This window comes from Streptomyces solincola, assembly GCF_002982015.1.
GTDB classification, from domain to species: domain Bacteria; phylum Actinomycetota; class Actinomycetes; order Streptomycetales; family Streptomycetaceae; genus Streptomyces; species Streptomyces solincola.
Genome location: NZ_PVLV01000099.1, coordinates 20,409 through 38,576 on the forward strand (window position 1 = coordinate 20,409; position 18,168 = coordinate 38,576).

At 71.5% G+C, this 18,168-nt stretch carries 16 protein-coding genes, 1 pseudogene and 1 riboswitch; of the genes and pseudogenes, 7 read left to right on the forward strand and 10 right to left on the reverse strand.

What is annotated here, in order from left to right; translation table 11 throughout:
• Positions 1 to 5: 5 nt before the first annotated feature.
• From C6N75_RS07775 to C6N75_RS07785, 3 genes are all read right to left on the reverse strand, one after another.
• A complete protein-coding gene (locus C6N75_RS07775; RefSeq protein ID WP_105868112.1) occupies positions 6 to 884 on the reverse strand; it encodes a carbohydrate ABC transporter permease in 879 nt (292 codons plus the stop codon).
• Entirely contained in the window at positions 881 to 1,888 is a 1,008-nt protein-coding gene (locus C6N75_RS07780) for a carbohydrate ABC transporter permease (RefSeq protein WP_105868113.1), read from the reverse strand. Before C6N75_RS07780 ends, C6N75_RS07775 begins: the two co-directional genes overlap by 4 nt.
• Positions 1,889 to 2,075: 187 nt before the next feature.
• Complete coding sequence (locus C6N75_RS07785) at positions 2,076 to 3,380, reverse strand: sugar ABC transporter substrate-binding protein (RefSeq protein ID WP_105868114.1); 1,305 nt, start codon at positions 3,378 to 3,380, stop codon at positions 2,076 to 2,078.
• A 306-nt stretch (positions 3,381 to 3,686) separates the two neighbouring features.
• Between C6N75_RS07785 and C6N75_RS07790 the strand changes: the two genes are divergently transcribed.
• Complete coding sequence (locus C6N75_RS07790; protein WP_105868115.1) at positions 3,687 to 4,451, forward strand: GntR family transcriptional regulator; 765 nt, start codon at positions 3,687 to 3,689, stop codon at positions 4,449 to 4,451.
• A gap of 68 nt (positions 4,452 to 4,519) precedes the next feature.
• Here the strand turns inward: C6N75_RS07790 and C6N75_RS32200 are convergent.
• Positions 4,520 to 5,262, reverse strand: a pseudogene (locus C6N75_RS32200) (aldo/keto reductase).
• A gap of 281 nt (positions 5,263 to 5,543) precedes the next feature.
• Here C6N75_RS32200 and C6N75_RS07800 point away from each other — a divergent pair.
• From C6N75_RS07800 to C6N75_RS07820, 5 genes are all read left to right on the forward strand, one after another.
• Complete coding sequence (locus C6N75_RS07800) at positions 5,544 to 5,852, forward strand: DUF3311 domain-containing protein (RefSeq protein WP_105868116.1); 309 nt, start codon at positions 5,544 to 5,546, stop codon at positions 5,850 to 5,852.
• Positions 5,849 to 7,513, forward strand: a complete 1,665-nt coding sequence (gene mctP / locus C6N75_RS07805; protein ID WP_105868117.1) for a monocarboxylate uptake permease MctP — start codon at positions 5,849 to 5,851, stop codon at positions 7,511 to 7,513. Before C6N75_RS07800 ends, mctP begins: the two co-directional genes overlap by 4 nt.
• 97 nt (positions 7,514 to 7,610) lie before the next feature.
• Positions 7,611 to 8,111: a GNAT family N-acetyltransferase gene (locus C6N75_RS07810; RefSeq protein WP_105868118.1), complete on the forward strand. Its 501-nt coding sequence runs from the start codon at positions 7,611 to 7,613 to the stop codon at positions 8,109 to 8,111.
• A 56-nt stretch (positions 8,112 to 8,167) separates the two neighbouring features.
• Positions 8,168 to 8,332: riboswitch (cobalamin riboswitch) on the forward strand.
• A 138-nt stretch (positions 8,333 to 8,470) separates the two neighbouring features.
• On the forward strand, positions 8,471 to 10,882 hold the full coding sequence (locus tag C6N75_RS07815; protein ID WP_105868119.1) for a ribonucleoside-diphosphate reductase subunit alpha: 2,412 nt from the start codon (positions 8,471 to 8,473) through the stop codon (positions 10,880 to 10,882).
• Positions 10,882 to 11,901 (forward strand): ribonucleotide-diphosphate reductase subunit beta, encoded by a 1,020-nt coding sequence (locus C6N75_RS07820; protein WP_181160392.1) that lies wholly within the window; start codon positions 10,882 to 10,884, stop codon positions 11,899 to 11,901. Before C6N75_RS07815 ends, C6N75_RS07820 begins: the two co-directional genes overlap by 1 nt.
• 73 nt (positions 11,902 to 11,974) lie before the next feature.
• Here C6N75_RS07820 and C6N75_RS07825 read toward each other — a convergent pair whose 3' ends face one another.
• The 3 genes from C6N75_RS07825 to C6N75_RS07835 all read right to left on the reverse strand — a co-directional run bounded on the left by C6N75_RS07825 (position 11,975) and on the right by C6N75_RS07835 (position 14,686).
• A complete protein-coding gene (locus C6N75_RS07825) occupies positions 11,975 to 12,673 on the reverse strand; it encodes a D-Ala-D-Ala carboxypeptidase family metallohydrolase (RefSeq protein WP_105868147.1) in 699 nt (232 codons plus the stop codon).
• A 247-nt stretch (positions 12,674 to 12,920) separates the two neighbouring features.
• Positions 12,921 to 13,553, reverse strand: coding sequence for a peptide deformylase (gene def, locus C6N75_RS07830; RefSeq protein ID WP_105868148.1), 633 nt, complete (start codon positions 13,551 to 13,553; stop codon positions 12,921 to 12,923).
• 152 nt (positions 13,554 to 13,705) lie between these two features.
• Positions 13,706 to 14,686 carry a tetratricopeptide repeat protein gene (locus tag C6N75_RS07835; protein ID WP_105868121.1) on the reverse strand — a complete coding sequence of 327 codons (981 nt, stop codon included), beginning with the start codon at positions 14,684 to 14,686 and terminating at the stop codon, positions 13,706 to 13,708.
• A gap of 278 nt (positions 14,687 to 14,964) precedes the next feature.
• Here C6N75_RS07835 and C6N75_RS07840 point away from each other — a divergent pair, with 278 nt between their 5' ends.
• Positions 14,965 to 16,194: a glycoside hydrolase family 64 protein gene (locus tag C6N75_RS07840; RefSeq protein WP_105868122.1), complete on the forward strand. Its 1,230-nt coding sequence runs from the start codon at positions 14,965 to 14,967 to the stop codon at positions 16,192 to 16,194.
• Between the two features lie 81 nt (positions 16,195 to 16,275).
• On the opposite strand, the gene rsrA is transcribed toward C6N75_RS07840, so the two are convergent.
• From rsrA to C6N75_RS07855, 3 genes are all read right to left on the reverse strand, one after another.
• Positions 16,276 to 16,578 (reverse strand): mycothiol system anti-sigma-R factor, encoded by a 303-nt coding sequence (gene rsrA, locus C6N75_RS07845; protein WP_105868123.1) that lies wholly within the window; start codon positions 16,576 to 16,578, stop codon positions 16,276 to 16,278.
• The gene (locus tag C6N75_RS07850) at positions 16,575 to 17,237 is read right to left on the reverse strand and encodes a sigma-70 family RNA polymerase sigma factor (protein WP_181160393.1); all 663 of its coding nucleotides are present in this window, start codon (positions 17,235 to 17,237) and stop codon (positions 16,575 to 16,577) included. The genes rsrA and C6N75_RS07850 overlap by 4 nt, the downstream gene beginning before the upstream one ends.
• 272 nt (positions 17,238 to 17,509) lie before the next feature.
• Positions 17,510 to 18,160: an alpha/beta hydrolase family protein gene (locus tag C6N75_RS07855; RefSeq protein WP_105868149.1), complete on the reverse strand. Its 651-nt coding sequence runs from the start codon at positions 18,158 to 18,160 to the stop codon at positions 17,510 to 17,512.
• Positions 18,161 to 18,168: the final 8 nt, after the last annotated feature.

Consider the following 18,168-nt stretch of genomic DNA (forward strand, 5'->3'; position numbering starts at 1 on the left):
GGGCGTCATCCCTTCACGGCGCCGGAGGTGAGGCCGGCGGCCATCTTCTTCTGGATGATCATGAAGAACACGACCACGGGGAGCGCGATCATCGTGGACGCGGCCATCAGCGCGCCGTAGTCGGTTCCGCGCTCGGTGGTGAACGTCATCAGCCACACGTTGAGCGTGTACTTGGAGTCGTCGTTGATCAGGATGTACGCGAAGAGGTACTCGTTCCACGCGTTGACCAGGGCGAAGATGGAGGCGGCGGCGAGCCCGGGGGCCAGCAGCGGGAAGACGACGCGGACGAAGGCGCCCATCCGGGTGCAGCCGTCCACCATCGCCGACTCCTCCAGTTCGACGGGGATGTTGACCACGAAGCCGCGGATCATCACCACCGCGAACGGCAGGGTGGAGACGAGGTAGACGACGATCAGGCCCCAGTACTCGTCCAGTCCGCCCATGGCGTTGAGCTGGGCGTAGATGGGGATGAGCATCGCGGTCGGCGGGAGCATCTGGACCAGGATGAGGACCATCAGCAGGGCCTTGCGGCCGTAGAAGCGGAAGCGGCCGATGGCGAGCGCGGCGAGGGTGGCGATGATCATGCCGCCGACGACGGCGGTGACCGAGACGATCAGACTGGACTGGATGGCGGTCTCGAAGTTCGGCTGCTTCACGGCGCGGGTGAAGTTGTCGAAGGTGATCGAGGACGGCCAGAGCGTCTGGTCGTAGGAGCGGATCTCGTTGTTGGGGCGGAGCGCGCTGACGATCAGCCAGTAGACCGGGAAGGCCATGACGACGGCGGTGACCAGGCCGATGACGTCGTAGTGCCAGCGGGACTTCTTGCGGTCCGGGCGCAGCTCGGGGGTCTCGGTGGACGGGGAGGGCGCGGTGGAGGTGCTCATTCGACCTCTCCTGTCTTCATGAGCTGACGCAGGTAGTAGACGGCCACACCGGACAGCAGGACCACGGTGATCAGGGCGATGGCGCTGCCCTGGCTGAACGAGGTGGACTCGAACGCCTTGGAGAAGGAGTAGAGGCCGAGGGTCTCGTAGTCGGGCTCGGGCTTGTTGCCGCGCAGCAGCCAGATCTGGCCGAAGACGTTGAAGTCCCAGATCACCGAGAGGGTGGCGACCATGGTGAAGACCGGGCGGATGACCGGCCAGGTGACGAACCGGAAGACCTTGGCGGCGCCGGCGCCGTCCAGGGCGGCGGCCTCCTCCAGTTCCTTGGGGACCTGGGTGAGGGCGGCGTAGAGGGTGATGACGACGAACGGGATGGCGCCCCAGATGACCAGCAGGGAGATGATCGCGAAGCCCTGCTTGGGGTCGAGGAACCAGTTGTGGCCGAGGAAGTCCTCGCCGGCGACCTTGGCGATCAGGGTGTTGATCAGGCCGTAGTCGGAGTCGGCGAGCCAGCGGAAGATGGAGGCGGCGACCATCAGCGGCAGCGACCAGGCGGCGACCAGGGCGGCGGTGAGCACCAGGCGCACCCAGGTGGTGAGCCGGGTCATCAGCAGCGAGAGCAGCAGCCCGACGGCCATGGTGGCGGTGACGCAGACGGCCATGAAGACGATCGTGCGGCCGGTGACGGCCCAGAACTCGCCGTCGCCGAGGATGTTGGTGAACTGCTCCAGGCCGACCCACGGCGGGGTTTCGCCGGTCCACAGTTCCCGGCGGCCCAGGTCCTGGAAGGACATGATGACCGTCTTGACCAGTGGGAAGGCGTAGACGGCGGCGACGGCGAGGATGGCCGGGCCGACGAGCAGGTACGGAAGGAGGGCGCCCTTCCGCCGCCGTGGCCGGGGGTGGGACTTCGCGGGTGCCGCTCCGAGCGGGGGCTGCGCCGCTTCGGGGGAGCGTGGTACGGGTACCGGCGGACCGGCGGCCTTTTTCTCGGCGACAGTCACCTGGCTGACCTTCCGTGTGTTCGTGCAACCGAAAGCGGCGGCCGGCGGGGCCCGTGGGCGAGGCTCCCGTGGGCGGTCGTCCCGCCGGCGCCGGTGGATCCCTTCGCCGGCCCCCGGGGAAGGAGGGGGCCGGCGGCCGTGGTCCGGCCGGGGCGGGGGACGGACCCGCCCCGGCCGGACCGCCGGCTCAGGACTCCTTGTTGATCAGCTCGTTGACCTTGGCGTCGGCGGCCTTGGTGGCGTCGGCCACCGAGGTGCCCTTGAGGATCTGGAGGAGCATGTTCTCCAGGACCTCTTCCTTCTCGATGGAGGTCCAGCCCGGGGCGATCGGGGTGAACCAGGCGTCCGGCACCGCGTTGGCGATGGGGGCGGTCTCCGGCTTGGCCTTCAGCGGTTCGAGCTGCTTGGTGTTGTTGGGGAGGATGTTCTTGCTCGCGAGCACCTCCTGCGACTTCTCGCTGGTGTACATCGCGATCCACTCCTCGGCGAGGTCGGTGGACTTCGACTTGCTGATCACGCCGAGGTCCGAGCCGCCGATGAAGGAGGGCAGCGCCTTGCCGTTGGGGCCGGGCATGCCGGCGGTGAAGATCTTGCCGGTGAGCTTGGCGTTGCCGTTGCCCTTGCCGTCGGTGACCGAGCCGGCCTCCCAGCCGTTGCCGTAGAGCACGGCGGCCTTCTCGTTGGCCATGACGTTGGCGTGGTCCTGCTCGTCCTTCGTCTGGTCGGCCTTGTTGTACTTCTTGACCAGGTCGATGAAGTGCTGGATGCCCTGCTGCGCCTCGGGGCTGGAGAGGGAGGACTTCCACTCCTTGGCGCCCTCGTCGTACTCGGCGATCTTGCCGCCGTACGCGGCGACGTAGGACATCGCGGCGTACCAGTAGCGGCCCGGCAGGTAGAGGGAGGAGAAGCGCTTGTCCTTCTTGCCGTACTCGGCGGACACCTTGTCCATCACCTTGAGGAACTCGGCCTCGGTGGTGGGCAGGGTCTCGGCGCCGCCCTTCTTCAGCATGTCGGCGTTGTAGATGGCCACGCGGGCGCCGGCGTAGTAGGGCACGCAGAACTGCTTGCCCTCGTAGGTGCAGGTGTCCTTCAGACCCTGGATCCAGGTGTCGGAGTTGTCGTACTTCTTCGGGTCGATCTCGTTGAGCGCCCCGTTGAGGATGTACGTCATGGTCTCGGTGTTGCCGAGCTCGACCACGTCGGGGAACTTGTCGCCGCCGAGCGCGGTGTCGAGCTTCTTGGTCTTGTCCGCCCACTGCTGGTACTGGACGTCGACCTTCACGCCCGGGTACTTCTTGTTGAACTGGGCGTTGACGTCCTTGACCAGCTCGGGCCAGGTGGACTGCGCGTCGACCATCAGCCAGACCGTCAGGTCGCCCTTGCGGTCCTTCGGGTCCTTGGCCGCGTCGCCGCCCCCGTCCGACCCACCACAGGCCGCCACCGACGCCATCATGGCCGCTACACCGATCGCTGCTGCGAGCTTGCGCTTCACGGGTCACCCTCCTCAAAGGGATGCAAAGGAACCACCCCACCCCCCGGGATGCGCGCAGTACTTGAGGACGCGTGCATTGATCCTGCGTGGGCCGTGGACCTGGTCTTTAGTGGTTTAGACCAGTAACCGGGAGCTTGGCCTAGACCTTTAGGGGTGTCAAGGGTGTATAAGAAGGGCAGTCGGGTCCGTTACGAGACCGACACCTGAGGCGGGGCCCGACCAGCCGTGACCGGTCCGTGCCACCATGTGAGCCAAGTGACGGAGGAGCCGGTGACGGCAACAGCACAGGAGTCGGGAAGGCGGGTCATGACCACGGACGGGGGCGGCACCGAAGCCGAGAGCGGGCCCGCGACCCGCACCGCGCGCGTGCCCAAGTACTACCGGCTCAAGCGGCACCTGCTGGACATGACGCAGACCATGCCGCCGGGCACCCCCGTGCCGCCCGAGCGCACGCTGGCCGCCGAGTTCGACACCTCCCGCACCACCGTGCGCCAGGCCCTCCAGGAGCTGGTCGTCGAGGGCCGGCTGGAGCGCATCCAGGGCAAGGGCACCTTCGTCGCCAAGCCGAAGGTCTCCCAGGCGCTACAGCTCACCTCGTACACCGAGGACATGCGCGCCCAGGGCCTGGAGCCCACCAGCCAGTTGCTGGACATCGGCTATGTGACGGCCGACGACACCCTGGCCGGGCTGCTGGACATCTCCCCCGGCGGCCGGGTGCTGCGCATCGAGCGGCTGCGGCTGGCCAGCGGCGAGCCGATGGCCATCGAGACCACCCACCTGTCGGCCAAGCGCTTCCCGGCGCTGCGGCGCTCGCTGGTGAAGTACACCTCCCTCTACACCGCGCTCGCCGAGGTGTACGACGTGCGGCTGGCCGAGGCCGAGGAGACCATCGAGACCTCGCTGGCCACCCCCCGGGAGGCCGGGCTGCTGGGCACCGACACCGGACTGCCGATGCTGATGCTCTCCCGCCACTCGCGCGACGAGAACGGCGAGCCGGTGGAGTGGGTCCGCTCGGTCTACCGCGGCGACCGCTACAAGTTCGTCGCCCGGCTCCAGCGGCCCAACGGCTGAGCACACGGGGCAGAGGGGCCGCACCCGGTCGGACGGGTGCGGCCCCTCTGCCATGCCGGGGCGGGGCGTCAGCGGCCGGCGGCGTCCAGCCTGGCGCGCTGGTCCTCGCTCAGCACCAGCTCCAGCGAGCCCATGACCTCCTCCACCTGCGCGATCCGGCTGACGCCCACGATCGGCAGGAGGCCCGGTTCGGCGTCCAGCAGCCAGGCCAGCACCGTCTGGTTGAGGGTGGCGTCCAGTTCGCCGGCCACCTCCGCCAGCGCCGCCGGCCTCGGCGGGGTGCCGGGATGGTCGTACGCCGCCGGGACCGTCTCCGGACGGGAGTAGCCGCCGCTGAGCAGGGCGCTGTACACCCACAGCCGGGTGTCGTCCTCGGCGCGTACGTAGTCCAGCGGGTCGTCGGTGACGTGGACGTGCGCGGAGGACGGCAGCGCCGGGTCGGCGCGCGGCTGGAGGTAGGAGTGGCGGTACTGCACATGCGTGTAGCGGGGCCGGTCGCCGGCCGGCGCACGGGCCCGCCCCACCCGCCACACCGCGTGGTTGCTCACCCCAGCTCGCCGGCCTTGCCCTCCTCGGCCAGCTCGGCGAAGGCCCCCACCGTCTCGTCGAGCGGGACGGAGCGGTCCTCCAGGTGCGCCCAGAAGACGTCGACCCGGTCGGTGCCGAGCCGGCGCAGGCTGTCCTCCAGGGCGGCCCGGACGGTCTTGGCCCCCAGGCCCTCGGGGGCCTCCAGGTCCAGGCCCGGTGCGGTGGGCCGGGCGCCGCACTTGGTGGACAGCACCAGGGAGTCGCGGTTGCCGCGCTCGGCCATCCAGCGGCCTGTCACCGCCTCGCTCTCGACGCCGGTGGTGCCTCACGGGGACGGCGCGCTTGTTGGTCTGGACCATTCTGGATCGACGTCCGCCGCGCCGCCGGGAATTGCGGACCATCCCGGCGAAGGGCCGTGAGCCCCGGCCGGACGCAGCCGATGAGATGCGTCCGTTATACGGACGGGGGTTCCGCCGGGCGGGACGGTCGCCTAGATTGCCGACCCATTACCAGCCTGTGACAGGCCGCTCTGCGGCAGCTCAGCGAGGGGACGGAGGCGCGCGGATGGCAACGGAGCCGGAGGAGCGGAAGCCGGAGGGCCAGGGGCCCAGACCCCCGGGCGAGGCGGGCGCGCTGCCCGTCGTCACCCCGGTCCGGGTGGTGATCGCCCTGTGCCTGGTCGCGCCGTTCGTCGCCATGCTGTGGGTCGGCTCCTACGCGCGGATCGAGCCGACGCTCATCGGCGTCCCCTTCTTCTACTGGTACCAGATGGCCTGGGTGCTGGTCTCCACCGTGCTGACGGTGGTCGCCTACCAGCTCTGGCACCGCGAGCAGCGCGCCCGCAAGGCCGCGAAGGGGGGTGCGGCGAAGTGAAGGACGGCGTGAACGGCGTGGCACTCGCCGTCTTCCTCTTCTTCTTCCTGGCCGTCACCGTCATGGGCTTCCTGGCGGCCCGCTGGCGCAAGGCCGAGAACGAGCACAGCCTGGACGAATGGGGCCTGGGCGGCCGCTCGTTCGGCACCTGGGTGACGTGGTTCCTGCTGGGCGGCGACCTCTACACCGCGTACACCTTCGTCGCCGTCCCGGCGGCGATCTACGCGGCGGGCGCGGCCGGCTTCTTCGCGGTGCCCTACACCATCCTGGTCTACCCGCTGATCTTCACCTTCCTGCCCCGGCTGTGGTCGGTCTCGCACAAGCACGGCTACGTCACCACCTCGGACTTCGTCCGCGGCCGGTTCGGCTCCAAGGGGCTGTCACTGGCGGTGGCGCTCACCGGCCTGCTCGCCACCATGCCGTACATCGCGCTGCAACTGGTCGGCATCCAGGCCGTGCTGGACGTGATGGGCCTCGGCGGCGGCGAGTCCACGCACTGGTTCGTCAAGGACCTGCCGCTGCTCATCGCCTTCGGCGTGCTCGCCGCGTACACCTACTCCTCCGGGCTGCGCGCCCCGGCGCTGATCGCGTTCGTCAAGGACACGCTGATCTACCTCGTCATCGCGGTGGCGATCATCTACATCCCGATCAAGCTCGGCGGCTTCGGCGCGATCTTCGACGCGGCCGGGGACGCCTTCGCCCAGGAGAACCCGGCCACCGGCAAGCCGCGCGGCGCGCTGGTGCCGGGCGAGATGGGCCAGTGGGGGTACGCCACGCTGGCGCTCGGCTCGGCGCTGGCGCTGTTCATGTACCCGCACTCGATCACCGCGACGCTCTCCTCCCGCAGCCGGGACGTGATCCGCCGCAACACCACGATCCTGCCGCTGTACTCGCTGATGCTGGGCCTGCTGGCGCTGCTGGGCTTCATGGCCATCGCGGCCGGGGTGAAGGTGACCAACGGCCAGCTCGCCATCCCGCAGTTGTTCGAGAACATGTTCCCGGACTGGTTCGCCGGCATCGCCTTCGCCGCGATCGGCATCGGCGCGCTGGTCCCGGCCGCGATCATGTCGATCGCCGCGGCCAACCTCTTCACCCGCAACATCTACAAGGACTTCCTGAAGCCGGACGCCACCCCGGCCCAGGAGACCAAGGTGTCCAAGCTGGTGTCGCTGCTGGTGAAGGTGGGCGCACTGGTCTTCGTGCTCACCATGGACAAGACGGTCGCCATCAACTTCCAGCTGCTGGGCGGCATCTGGATCCTCCAGACCTTCCCGGCCCTGGTCGGCGGCCTGTTCACCCGCTGGTTCCACCGCTGGGCGCTGATCGGCGGCTGGGCGGTCGGCATGGTGTACGGCACGGCCGCCGCGTACGGGGTGGCCTCGCCGACCCAGAAGCACTTCGGCGGCTCCTCCGCGGAGATCCCCGGCATCGGGGAGATCGGCTACATCGGCCTGACCGCCTTCGTGCTCAACGTCGTGGTCACCGTCGTCCTCACCTTCGTGCTGCGGGCCGTCAAGGCCCCCGACGGGGTGGACGAGACGCACCCCTCGGACTACACGGCGGACGCCGGGGACCCGGGCGTGGCCGCCGAGCTGCCCGAGATCACCGAGGGCATCGGAGAGGGAGACGCGAGGAAGGACGGCGACAAGGCCCCGGCGTAGCGCCGAAGGCCGCCGGTCCACCCGTTTCGCCCAGTGCGGGCCGCCGCGCCTCCCTCCGGGGAGGCGCGGCGGCCCGTCGCGCTGCACGCTTGCCCTCATGGACATCACCATCAGGGCGGTACGCCCCGAGGAGCACGCCGCGCTCGCCGAGGTCACCGCCCGCGCCTACCTGGCCGACGGGCTGCTGGACTTCGGCGAGGCCGACGAGCACCTGCTCGCGCTGCGGGACGTGGCGCGCCGGGCCGCCGAGGCGGAGGTCCTGGTGGCCGTGGACGACACCGGCACGGTCCTCGGCGGGGTGGCGCTGGCGGCCGGCCCCGGGGCGTGGGCGGACCTCGCCGGGCAGGGCGAGGCGGAGATCCGGATGCTGGCGGTGGACCGGCCGGCCCGCGGCCGGGGGGCGGGCGAGGCGCTGGTGCGGGCCTGCGTGGAGCGGGCCCGGACGGCGTCCGGCTGCCGGCGGGTGGTGCTCTCCTCCCAGGTGGCCATGGACGCCGCCCACCGGATCTACCGAAGGGTCGGCTTCACCCGCACCCCGGCCCGCGACTGGGCCCCCGTCCCGGGCGTCACCCTGCACACGTACGGCCGGGACATCTGAGCGGTACACGGCTCGCCCGACACAACATCTGGGGGGTGCTTTCGCGAGCGCCCCCCACATGTATGCTCATTCTCGCTGTCGCCGCAGGGGAATCCGGTGTGAGTCCGGAACTGTCCCGCAACGGTGAGACCGGTGTGCCGCACCCCGGTACGCGCCCATTCGGCGCCGTACCGGTCCCGCACACCGCGAGTCCGACGACCTGCCGGCAGTGCTCCCGGACCGACCGGCCCGGGTGCCCAGACGTCCGGGCCTCGCGGAGTGGGCCGGTGGACGCGAGACGCGCTGCCCCGTGCCCGGGCGGCCCGCCGTCGCTCCCCGACCTCCCGCCGGCCCCGAGCCGAGCGAGGGAGAGCCCCCACGTGACCATCGCGCCAGCCGATCCGGCCTCACGCGTCACGGAACCGGAGCAGACCGCGGGGGTGAACGCCGACGGTCCCGGGACCGCCCTGCTGCGCACCCTGACCGACCTCACCGCCGACCTGCCCGACACCGACCCGGGCCGGGTCGCCGCCGCCGCGCTGCGCGGCCGGCACGCCGGGTCGGACGAGGCCGAGCTGCGGGAGCTGGCCACCGAGGCGGCCGCCGGGCTGATCTCCGAGGACCCCGCCTACTCCAGGCTCGCCGCCAGGCTGCTGGCCCGCACCATCGCCGAGGAGGCGGCCGGCCAGGGCGCGGTGTCCTTCTCCGCGTCGGTCGCGGTGGGCCACCGCGAGGGCCTGATCGCCGACCGCACCGCCGGCTTCGCCGCGCTGCACGCCGAAGCCCTCGACGCGCTGATCGACCCGGTCGGCGACGACCGCTTCGGCTACTTCGGGCTGCGCACCCTCTACTCCCGCTACCTGCTGCGCCACCCGATCACCCGCAAGGTGATCGAGACGCCGCAGCACTTCATGCTGCGGGTGGCCGCCGGGCTCGCCGAGGACGACTCGGCGCGCGCCGTGGACGAGGTGGCCTCGCTGTACCGGCTGATGAGCAAGCTGGACTACCTGCCGTCCTCGCCGACGCTGTTCAACTCCGGCACCCGGCACCCGCAGATGTCCTCCTGCTACCTGCTGGACTCCCCCGCCGACGAGCTGGACTCCATCTACGACCGCTACCACCAGGTGGCGCGGCTCTCCAAGCACGCCGGCGGCATCGGCATCGCGTACTCCCGCATCCGCTCCCGCGGTTCGCTGATCCGCGGCACCAACGGGCACTCCAACGGCATCGTGCCGTTCCTGAAGACGCTGGACGCCTCGGTGGCGGCGGTCAACCAGGGCGGGCGGCGCAAGGGCGCGGCCGCGGTCTACCTGGAGACCTGGCACGCGGACATCGAGGAGTTCCTGGAGCTGCGGGACAACACCGGCGAGGACGCCCGGCGCACCCACAACCTCAACCTGGCGCACTGGATCCCGGACGAGTTCATGCGCCGGGTCGACGCCGACCAGCCCTGGTCGCTGTTCTCCCCGGCCGACGTGCCGGAGCTGGTGGACCTGTACGGCGCGGAGTTCGACGCCGCCTACCGCGAGGCGGAGGCCGCCGGGCTGGCCCGCAAGTCCATGCCGGCGCGCGAGCTGTACGGCCGGATGATGCGCACCCTGGCGCAGACCGGCAACGGCTGGATGACCTTCAAGGACGCCGCCAACCGGACGGCCAACCAGACCGCCGAGGCCGGCGCGGTGGTGCACTCCTCGAACCTGTGCACCGAGATCCTGGAGGTCACCGACGACGGCGAGACGGCCGTCTGCAACCTGGGCTCGGTCAACCTGGGGGCCTTCGTCAAGGAAGGAGCCGACGGCGGGAGTATCGACTGGGAGCGGCTGGACGCCACCGTCCGCACCGCCGTGACCTTCCTCGACCGGGTCGTCGACATCAACTTCTACCCGACCGAGCAGGCCGGCGACTCCAACTCCCGCTGGCGTCCGGTGGGTCTGGGCGCGATGGGGTTGCAGGACGTCTTCTTCCAGCTCAAGCTGCCCTTCGACTCCCCCGAGGCGCGGGCGCTGTCCACCCGGATCGCCGAGCGGATCATGCTCGCCTCCTACGAGGCGTCCTGCGACCTCGCCGAGCGGCACGGCCCGCTGCCGGCCTGGGAGAAGACCCGCTCCGCGCGCGGTGTGCTGCACCCGGACCACTACGACGTGGAGCTGACCTGGCCGGAGCGCTGGGCGGCGCTGCGCGAGCGGGTCGCCGCCACCGGCCTGCGCAACTCGCTGCTGCTGGCGATCGCCCCGACGGCCACCATCGCCTCCATCGCCGGCGTCTACGAGTGCATCGAGCCGCAGGTGTCGAACCTGTTCAAGCGCGAGACGCTGTCCGGCGAGTTCCTCCAGGTCAACGCCTACCTGGTGCAGGAGCTGAAGAACCTCGGCGTGTGGGACGCGCAGACCCGCGAGGCGCTGCGCGAGTCGGGCGGCTCGGTGCAGGGCTTCACCTGGGTGCCGGAGGACGTGCGGGCGCTGTACCGCACGGCGTGGGAGATCCCGCAGCGCGGCCTGATCGACATGGCCGCCGCCCGCACCCCGTTCCTCGACCAGTCGCAGTCGCTGAACCTCTTCATGGAGACGCCCACCATCGGCAAGCTGTCGTCGATGTACGCGTACGCCTGGAAGCAGGGGCTGAAGACGACGTACTACCTGCGCTCCCGCCCGGCCACCCGGATCGCCCGCGCCGCCTCCGGCCAGGCCCCCGCCGCCGCGACCGCCGCCACCATCCCGGTCCAGCAGGCCGCCGACCCGGACGCGGTCGCCTGCTCCCTTGAGAACCCCGAGTCCTGCGAGGCATGCCAGTGATGAGCACCACCGACACCCAGAAGAACCTGCTCGACCCGGGCTTCGAGCTGACCCTGCGTCCGATGCGCTACCCGGACTTCTACGAGCGCTACCGCGACGCCATCAAGAACACCTGGACCGTGGAGGAGGTCGACCTCCACTCCGACGTGGCCGACCTCGCCAAGCTGTCCCCGGGCGAGCAGCACATGATCGGGCGGCTGGTGGCGTTCTTCGCCACCGGTGACTCCATCGTCGCCAACAACCTGGTGCTGACGCTCTACAAGCACATCAACTCCCCCGAGGCGCGCCTGTACCTCTCGCGCCAGTTGTTCGAGGAGGCCGTGCACGTCCAGTTCTATCTGACGCTGCTCGACACCTACCTCCCCGACCCCGCGGACCGGGCGGCCGCGTTCGACGCGGTGGAGAACATCCCCTCCATCCGCGAGAAGGCGCAGTTCTGCTTCAAGTGGATGGACTCGGTGGAGACCATCGACCGGCTGGAGACCAAGGCCGACCGGCGCCGCTTCCTGCTGAACCTGATCTGCTTCGCGGCGTGCATCGAGGGCCTGTTCTTCTACGGGGCGTTCGCCTACGTCTACTGGTTCCGCTCGCGCGGTCTGCTGCACGGCCTGGCCACCGGCACCAACTGGGTGTTCCGGGACGAGACGATGCACATGAACTTCGCCTTCGAGGTCGTGGACACCGTCCGCAAGGAGGAGCCGGAGCTGTTCGACGAGCAGCTCACCCAGCAGGTCACCGACATGCTGAAGGAGGCCGTGGAGGCCGAGCTGCAGTTCGGCCGCGACCTGTGCGGCGACGGCCTGCCCGGCATGAACACCGAGTCGATGCGCGAGTACCTGGAGTGCGTCGCCGACCAGCGCCTCCAGCGCCTGGGCTTCGCCCCGGTGTACGGCTCGCAGAACCCGTTCTCCTTCATGGAGCTCCAGGGCGTGCAGGAGCTGACCAACTTCTTCGAGCGCCGCGTCTCCGCCTACCAGGTGGCGGTGCAGGGCTCGGTGGACCTGGACGAGGACTTCTAGGCTCCGGCACGGGCCTGACGGCGGCCCGCCCCCTTCGTGCGGAGGGGGCGGGCCGCCGCCGTCCTCGCGCGGGTCAGATCCCGCAGCTCGGCGCGGACCAGAAGCGGCCGGCCCGGTGGTCGAGGTGGGTGTGGTCGCCGTGGCCCGGGTAGCCGGGGCCGAGGATGCCGTTGAAGCCGTGGTTGCGGGCGGTCTGCGCCAGCTTGCACAGCGAGTGCGGCCCGGACCCCAGGTCGGCGGCGTCCCCGTGGAGGTGGCGGCTGCTCGCGGCCCCGCCGACCGCGTCGTTGCACGCCTTCGAGCGGAAGCCGCTGGTCACCCGGATCGGCTGGTCGCCCAACGCGTGCCGCAGCGCCTCCAGCTTCCACATGGTGCGCAGGGCGTTGGACTTGGCGGTGGCCGCGCCGACCGCGCCGCCGGCCCAGGTGGTATTGCAGTCGTTCAGCTCGGCGTAGGCGAAGTGGACCGGCGTGCAGTCGTCGTCCTGGAGGGCGTAGATCTTCTGGAAGGTGGCCGGTCCGGCGACGCCGTCGGGGCTGAGCCCGTAGGCGGACTGGAAGCGCTTGACCGCCGCGGTGGTGGCCGGCCCGTAGGCCCCGTCCACGGCGAGCACCCCGCCGCTGCCCGGGTAGCCGGCCACCCGGATCTGGAGCTGGGTGACGTCCGCGCCGCTCGCCCCCTGGGAGAGGGTGCGCGTCCAGGTGTAGCAGCCGTCGGCGCGCGCCGCGCCGGCGGTGGCGACCACCCCGGCCGCCGTGGCAGCCATGAGCATGACAAAGCTGAGCAGGAACCGTACGGACGTGCCGGTCACAGGACCTCCCGGAGCGGGACAGCGGACGGGACGGGAGCGGGGCCGGGGAGAGCGCCCGCGCGCCGTCCGTCCGAGCCTGGCGGCCCCCTGCCCCGTACGTCAACGGGGCGCGGGGAAGCGCCAGTCGTCCGCCCCATGGCGCTCGGGCGAACGGGACGGCCCGCGCCCTCGTGGGTGAGGGCCGCGGGCCGTCCGGGGGCGGGGGCGGTCAGTCGTTGGCGACCACCGGGTAGCGCGGGGTGCCCTCCGCCATCTGCCGCAGCGCGTCCTTGCGCTCCCGCTTGGAGAGGCGGTCGATGTAGAGGTAGCCGTACAGGTGGTCCGTCTCGTGCTGGAGGCAGCGGGCGAAGTAGCCGGTGCCGCGCACCCTGATGGCGTTGCCCTGAAGGTCCTGGCCGCGCACCACCGCGTAGTCGGGCCGGGCCAGCGAGGCGTAGGCGGTCGGCACCGACAGGCAGCCCTCGTTGGAGTCGTCCAGCGCCCGCAGCTCGGGGGCCAGCTCCTCCAACACCGGGTTGCACACCACACCGGTGTGCCGCACGCCCTGGTCGTCGGGGCAGTCGTAGACGAAGACCTTCAGGTCCACGCCGATCTGGTTGGCGGCCAGGCCCACGCCCTCCGCGGTGCGCTGGCTGGCGAACATGTCGTCCACCAGCGCCGCCAGCTCGTCGCCGAAGTCGGTGACGTCCTTGCACTCCTTGTGCAGCACCGGATTGCCGACGACCGTGATGGGGCGGGAGGTGCCGCGCTCCCGGTGGGCCGCCTCGCGCTCCTCGCAGTCCTCGGTGTCCACGACGAACCCCTCGTCGTCCACCCGCGCCGCCGCCTGCTGCTCCGCCATGTCCGCCACTCGCGCCTTCCTGGATCCCGTCCGACCGCACCGCCACCGGCGACCGGGACCGGTCCGCGGTGAGCCGTGTGCCCGTACAGCCTAGTCCGTGCCGGCACGCCCCAGCGGGGTGTCCGCCAGGTCCCGCGCCGCGGCCCGCCGCCTCAGCAGACCTCTTCGAGGTCCCGCCACTCGCGGCTGTCCGGGCTGTCGGCGACCCAGCCGTCCAGCAGCCCGCGCACCAGCCCGGGCGGCGCGGCGATGCCGCACTCCCGCTCCGGCACCCACAGCTCGCCCGGCGAGCGGTGCCCCAGCGGACCGGGGTGCCCCGGCTCGCTGCGGTCGTGCGGGTCCAGGTGCTCGCCCTCGCCCTCGGCGGCCGGCATGGTCGACTCCGAGCAGGAGCGGCACAGCAGCCGCACCGAGGACGACCAGTCCTCGGCCGCGAAGCCGGCGTCCGCCGCCAGGCGCTCCAGCGCGTCCCGGTCGGCCTCGGTCGCCGCCTCCAGCAGCACCACCCAGGTCGGCACCGGGGACGGCGCCCACAGCTCGATCTCGTCGAACACCGGGAAGCTGTGCCCGGCGCCGGTGGTCCGCTCGCCGTGCGGCACGCCGTCGTGCAGCACCACCTCGCCCCAGCGGCGGCCGGAGGACGGCAGCGGCACCGACAGCACCTCGATCCGGGCCGGGTCCAGCCGCCGGCCCCACACCACCTCGGCCTCGCCCTCCGGCGACAGCCGCACCGCGGCGCTGCCCAGCTCCATCCCGGCCGGCTCCCCGCCGGTGACCGCCGAGCCCGGCACCTTCAGTCCGTAAGCCTGCCAGGCCCGCCGCGCCAGCGGCCAGTCCTGGAGCGCGGTGGCGGCGATGCCCACGTTCCACCAGTCGGGGGCCCCGGCCTCCTTGTCCAGCAGGGCGACCGCCCGCAGCCCCGCCGCGCGGGCCTGCTCCCAGTCGTGCCGGAACTTGTGCAGCAGCGCCAGGTTGAACCACGACTCCGAGAGCCAGGGCTCCAGATCGGCCGCCCGCGTCAGCAGCGCGCCCGCGTCCTCGTACCGCCCGTCCCCGATCAGCGTGAACGCGCGGTCGGTGGCCTGCCGCCACGAAGCGGAGGGCCGATGCCGTACCTTCCCGAAGATCCTCACGATTCCCGCCTGCCGGTCGCCGAGGGGCTCTGCCCCCGAACACCCTCTTGTTCGCATCCAACCATGCCGAGCAGGACCCCCGCTCATTACCCACTGGTTACCCGCCCTGCCCCTCCCCACATCCCAGTCCACCCTGAACGTTCCGAGGAAACAATCCGTACACCTTGACGAGTTGTTCTGGCCACGCCAATCTGAGAGCGCTCTCAGAGCGCTCTCGTCTCCCCACGACGCGGGCTCTCCCCCCACGACCTCGTCTGACGACGACGAGGAGGTAACCCATGCCGTCCACCAAGAAGTTGCTCCTGGCCACCGCCGCGGCGGTGCTGGCCGCGACCGGGCTGACCGCCACCGGGACGTTCGCCGAGCGGGCCGACGCCGCGCAGGAGCCCGGACCGGCCGCCGCCGCGGCCGTGCCGGCCACCATCCCGATCACCTTCACCAACAACTCCGGCCGCAACCAGCCGGTGTACCTCTACAACCTGGGCACCGACCTGGCCAGCGGCCGCCAGGGCTGGGCCGACGCGGGCGGGACCTTCCACCCGTGGCCGGCCGGCGGCAACCCGCCCACCCCCGCGCCGGACGCCTCCATCGCCGGGCCCGCGAACGGCCGCTCGCTCACCCTGCGGCTGCCGAAGTTCTCCGGCCGGGTCTACTTCTCGTACGGGAAGAAGCTGGACTTCCGGCTGACCACCGGCGGCCTGGTGCAGCCGGCCGTGCAGAACCCCGCCGACCCCAACCGCAACACCCTCTTCAACTGGTCGGAGTACACGCTCAACGACGCCGGGCTGTGGATCAACAGCACCCAGGTCGACATGTTCTCCGCCCCCTACGCGGTCGGGGTCAAGGGCGGCAACGGCCAGACCCGCACCACCGGGCACCTCAGGCCCGGCGGCTACCGCGGCGTGATCGACGCCGTCCGCAACCAGCCGGGCGGCTGGGGCGGGCTGATCCAGAACGGGCCGGACGGCTCGGTGCTGCGGGTGCTCTCCCCCGGGCACGGCGTGGGCGCCGGCGCGCTCCCGGCCGGCGTGATGGACGACTACATCAATCGCGTGTGGAGCAGGTACGCCGGCTCCACGCTCACCGTGACGCCGTTCTCGAACCAGCCGAACACCAAGTTCTTCGGCCGGGTCCAGGGCGGGGTGATGAACTTCACCGACGGCTCCGGCCGGGTGGTCACGTCCTTCCAGAAGCCGGACGCGGACAGCGTGTTCGGCTGCTACAAGAAGCTGGACGCCCCCAACGACCAGGTGCGCGGCCCGATCTCGCGGACCCTGTGCGCGGGCTTCAACCGCTCCACCCTGCTGGTCAACGCCAACCAGCCGGACACCTCGAACGCGGACTTCTACCGGGACGCGGTGACCAACCACTACGCCAGGGCGATCCACTCCCGGATGGCCGACGGCAAGGCGTACGCGTTCGCCTTCGACGACGTCGGCGCGCACGAGTCCCTGGTGCACGACGGCAATCCGCAGCAGGCGTACGTCACGCTCGACCCGCTGGACTGACACCGGCCCCGGCCGGCTCGCGAAACGGCCCGGCCCACCGCGCGGCGGCGCGGTGGGCCGGGCTCCCCCGCGACCTGCGGGCTACTCCGGTGCGGTGGTGGGCGAGATGTCGTGTTCCGGCACCGGCTCCCCGGCCCGGATCAGCTCGATCCGCCCCATGACCTTGGAGCGCAGGTCGCTGGGCACGTCGTCATGGCCGCAGCACCGCTTGACCAGCTTCTTCACGGCCTGCTCCAGGCCGTACTTCTCCAGGCACGGGGAGCACTCCTCGAAGTGGACCTCGAACTTGGTGCAGTCCCGCTCCGGCATCTCCCGGTCGAGGAACTCGTACAGGTGGTCCAGGATCTCCGAGCAGTCCGTCTCGTGCGGCTCTCCGCAGCTCATGAGCCCGAGCCCTTCCGGTCGTCCGACTTCCCGGCGCCGGCGGGCACGAGCCCCCGCTCCCGGGCGTAGTCCTCGAGCATGGTGCGAAGCTGGCGGCGGCCTCGGTGCAGCCGGGACATCACCGTGCCGATGGGCGTGCCCATGATGTCGGCGATCTCCTTGTAGGCGAAGCCCTCGACGTCCGCGAGGTAGACCGCGATGCGGAACTCCTCGGGGATGGCCTGGAGGGCCGACTTCACGTCGGAGTCCGGCAGGTGGTCCAGCGCCTGCGACTCGGCGGACCGCAGGCCCGTCGACATGTGCGACTCGGCCCGGGCCAACTGCCAGTCCTCGATCTCCTCGGCCGCGCTGCGCTGCGGTTCGCGCTGCTTCTTGCGGTACGAGTTGATGAAGGTGTTGGTCAGGATGCGGTACAGCCACGCCTTGAGGTTGGTGCCCTCACGGAACTGGTGGAACGACCCGTACGCCTTGGCGTACGTCTCCTGCACCAGGTCCTCGGCGTCGGCCGGGTTGCGCGTCATGCGCAGAGCCGCCGAGTACATCTGGTCCAGGTACTCCAGGGCGTCCCGCTCGAAGCGCGCGTTGCGCTCGGCCGGGGTCTCCTCGTGGCCGCCGTGGCCGCCGTCGGCCCCCGTGTCGGTCCCAGTGACCGGACCCACCTCCTCAAGCGGTGCGGTGGCGAGACCCGGTGCGGACCCGCTCGAATCGGAGGATAGTCGACCCTGCTGCGACAGTCCCTTCCGATGCGCTCCGCCCCCGGTGCCGCCGGCCGTGGTCCGCGCCGCGGGCAGCACCACCCGGACCGCGTCCGCGGCGGCCTGCGGGCGGCTCGGGCAGATGGTCGAACCCATGCGTCGGACTCCCTACTCCTGGCGTGTTGCCTGCGAGCGCTTCAACAGCGGGAGGCCGCCCGGCATTCCCGTACCGCCTGCTACAGGCCGCGCAGCCACGCGGCGGTCCGGCCGGTGATCACCGCCAGCGCCTCGTCCTGGCCGACCGGGGCCCGCTTGGGCACCGCGAAGCCGTGGTCGGCGAAGGGCACCTCCACCAGCTCGTGGCCGCCGTCGGGGAACTCCGCGGGCCGCCCGAACGGGTCGGCCGCGCCCTGCACCACCAGGACGGGGACGCCGCCGCCCGCGCCGAGCAGCTCCGCGGCGCGGGAGTTCTCCGGGCGGCCCGGCGGGTGCAGCGGGAAGGACAGCGCGAGGACGGCGTGGGCGCCCAGGTCGTGCGCGGTGCGGCAGGCCACCCGGGCGCCGGCGCTGCGGCCGCCGGCCACCACCGGGCGTCCGGCCGCCCGCAGCGCCGGCCACAGCTCGCGCCACGCCTCGTCGAGCCGCTTGGGGGCCGGGGCGAGCTTCTTCCCGGCGACCCGCCAGGGCTGCTCCACCAGGGCGACGGTGACCCCGCCGGCGGGCAGGGCGGCGGCCAGCGCCACCAGGTCGCGCGCCTCGACGCCGCCGCCCGCGCCGTGGCCGAGGGCCAGGACGAGGGCGGCGCCGGGCGACTCGTACCAGTGGATGCGGGCGTCCCCGGCACTGGTGGGGACGGTCTCGGTGCGGGGATCGGCGGTAGCGCTCACCGGGCCAT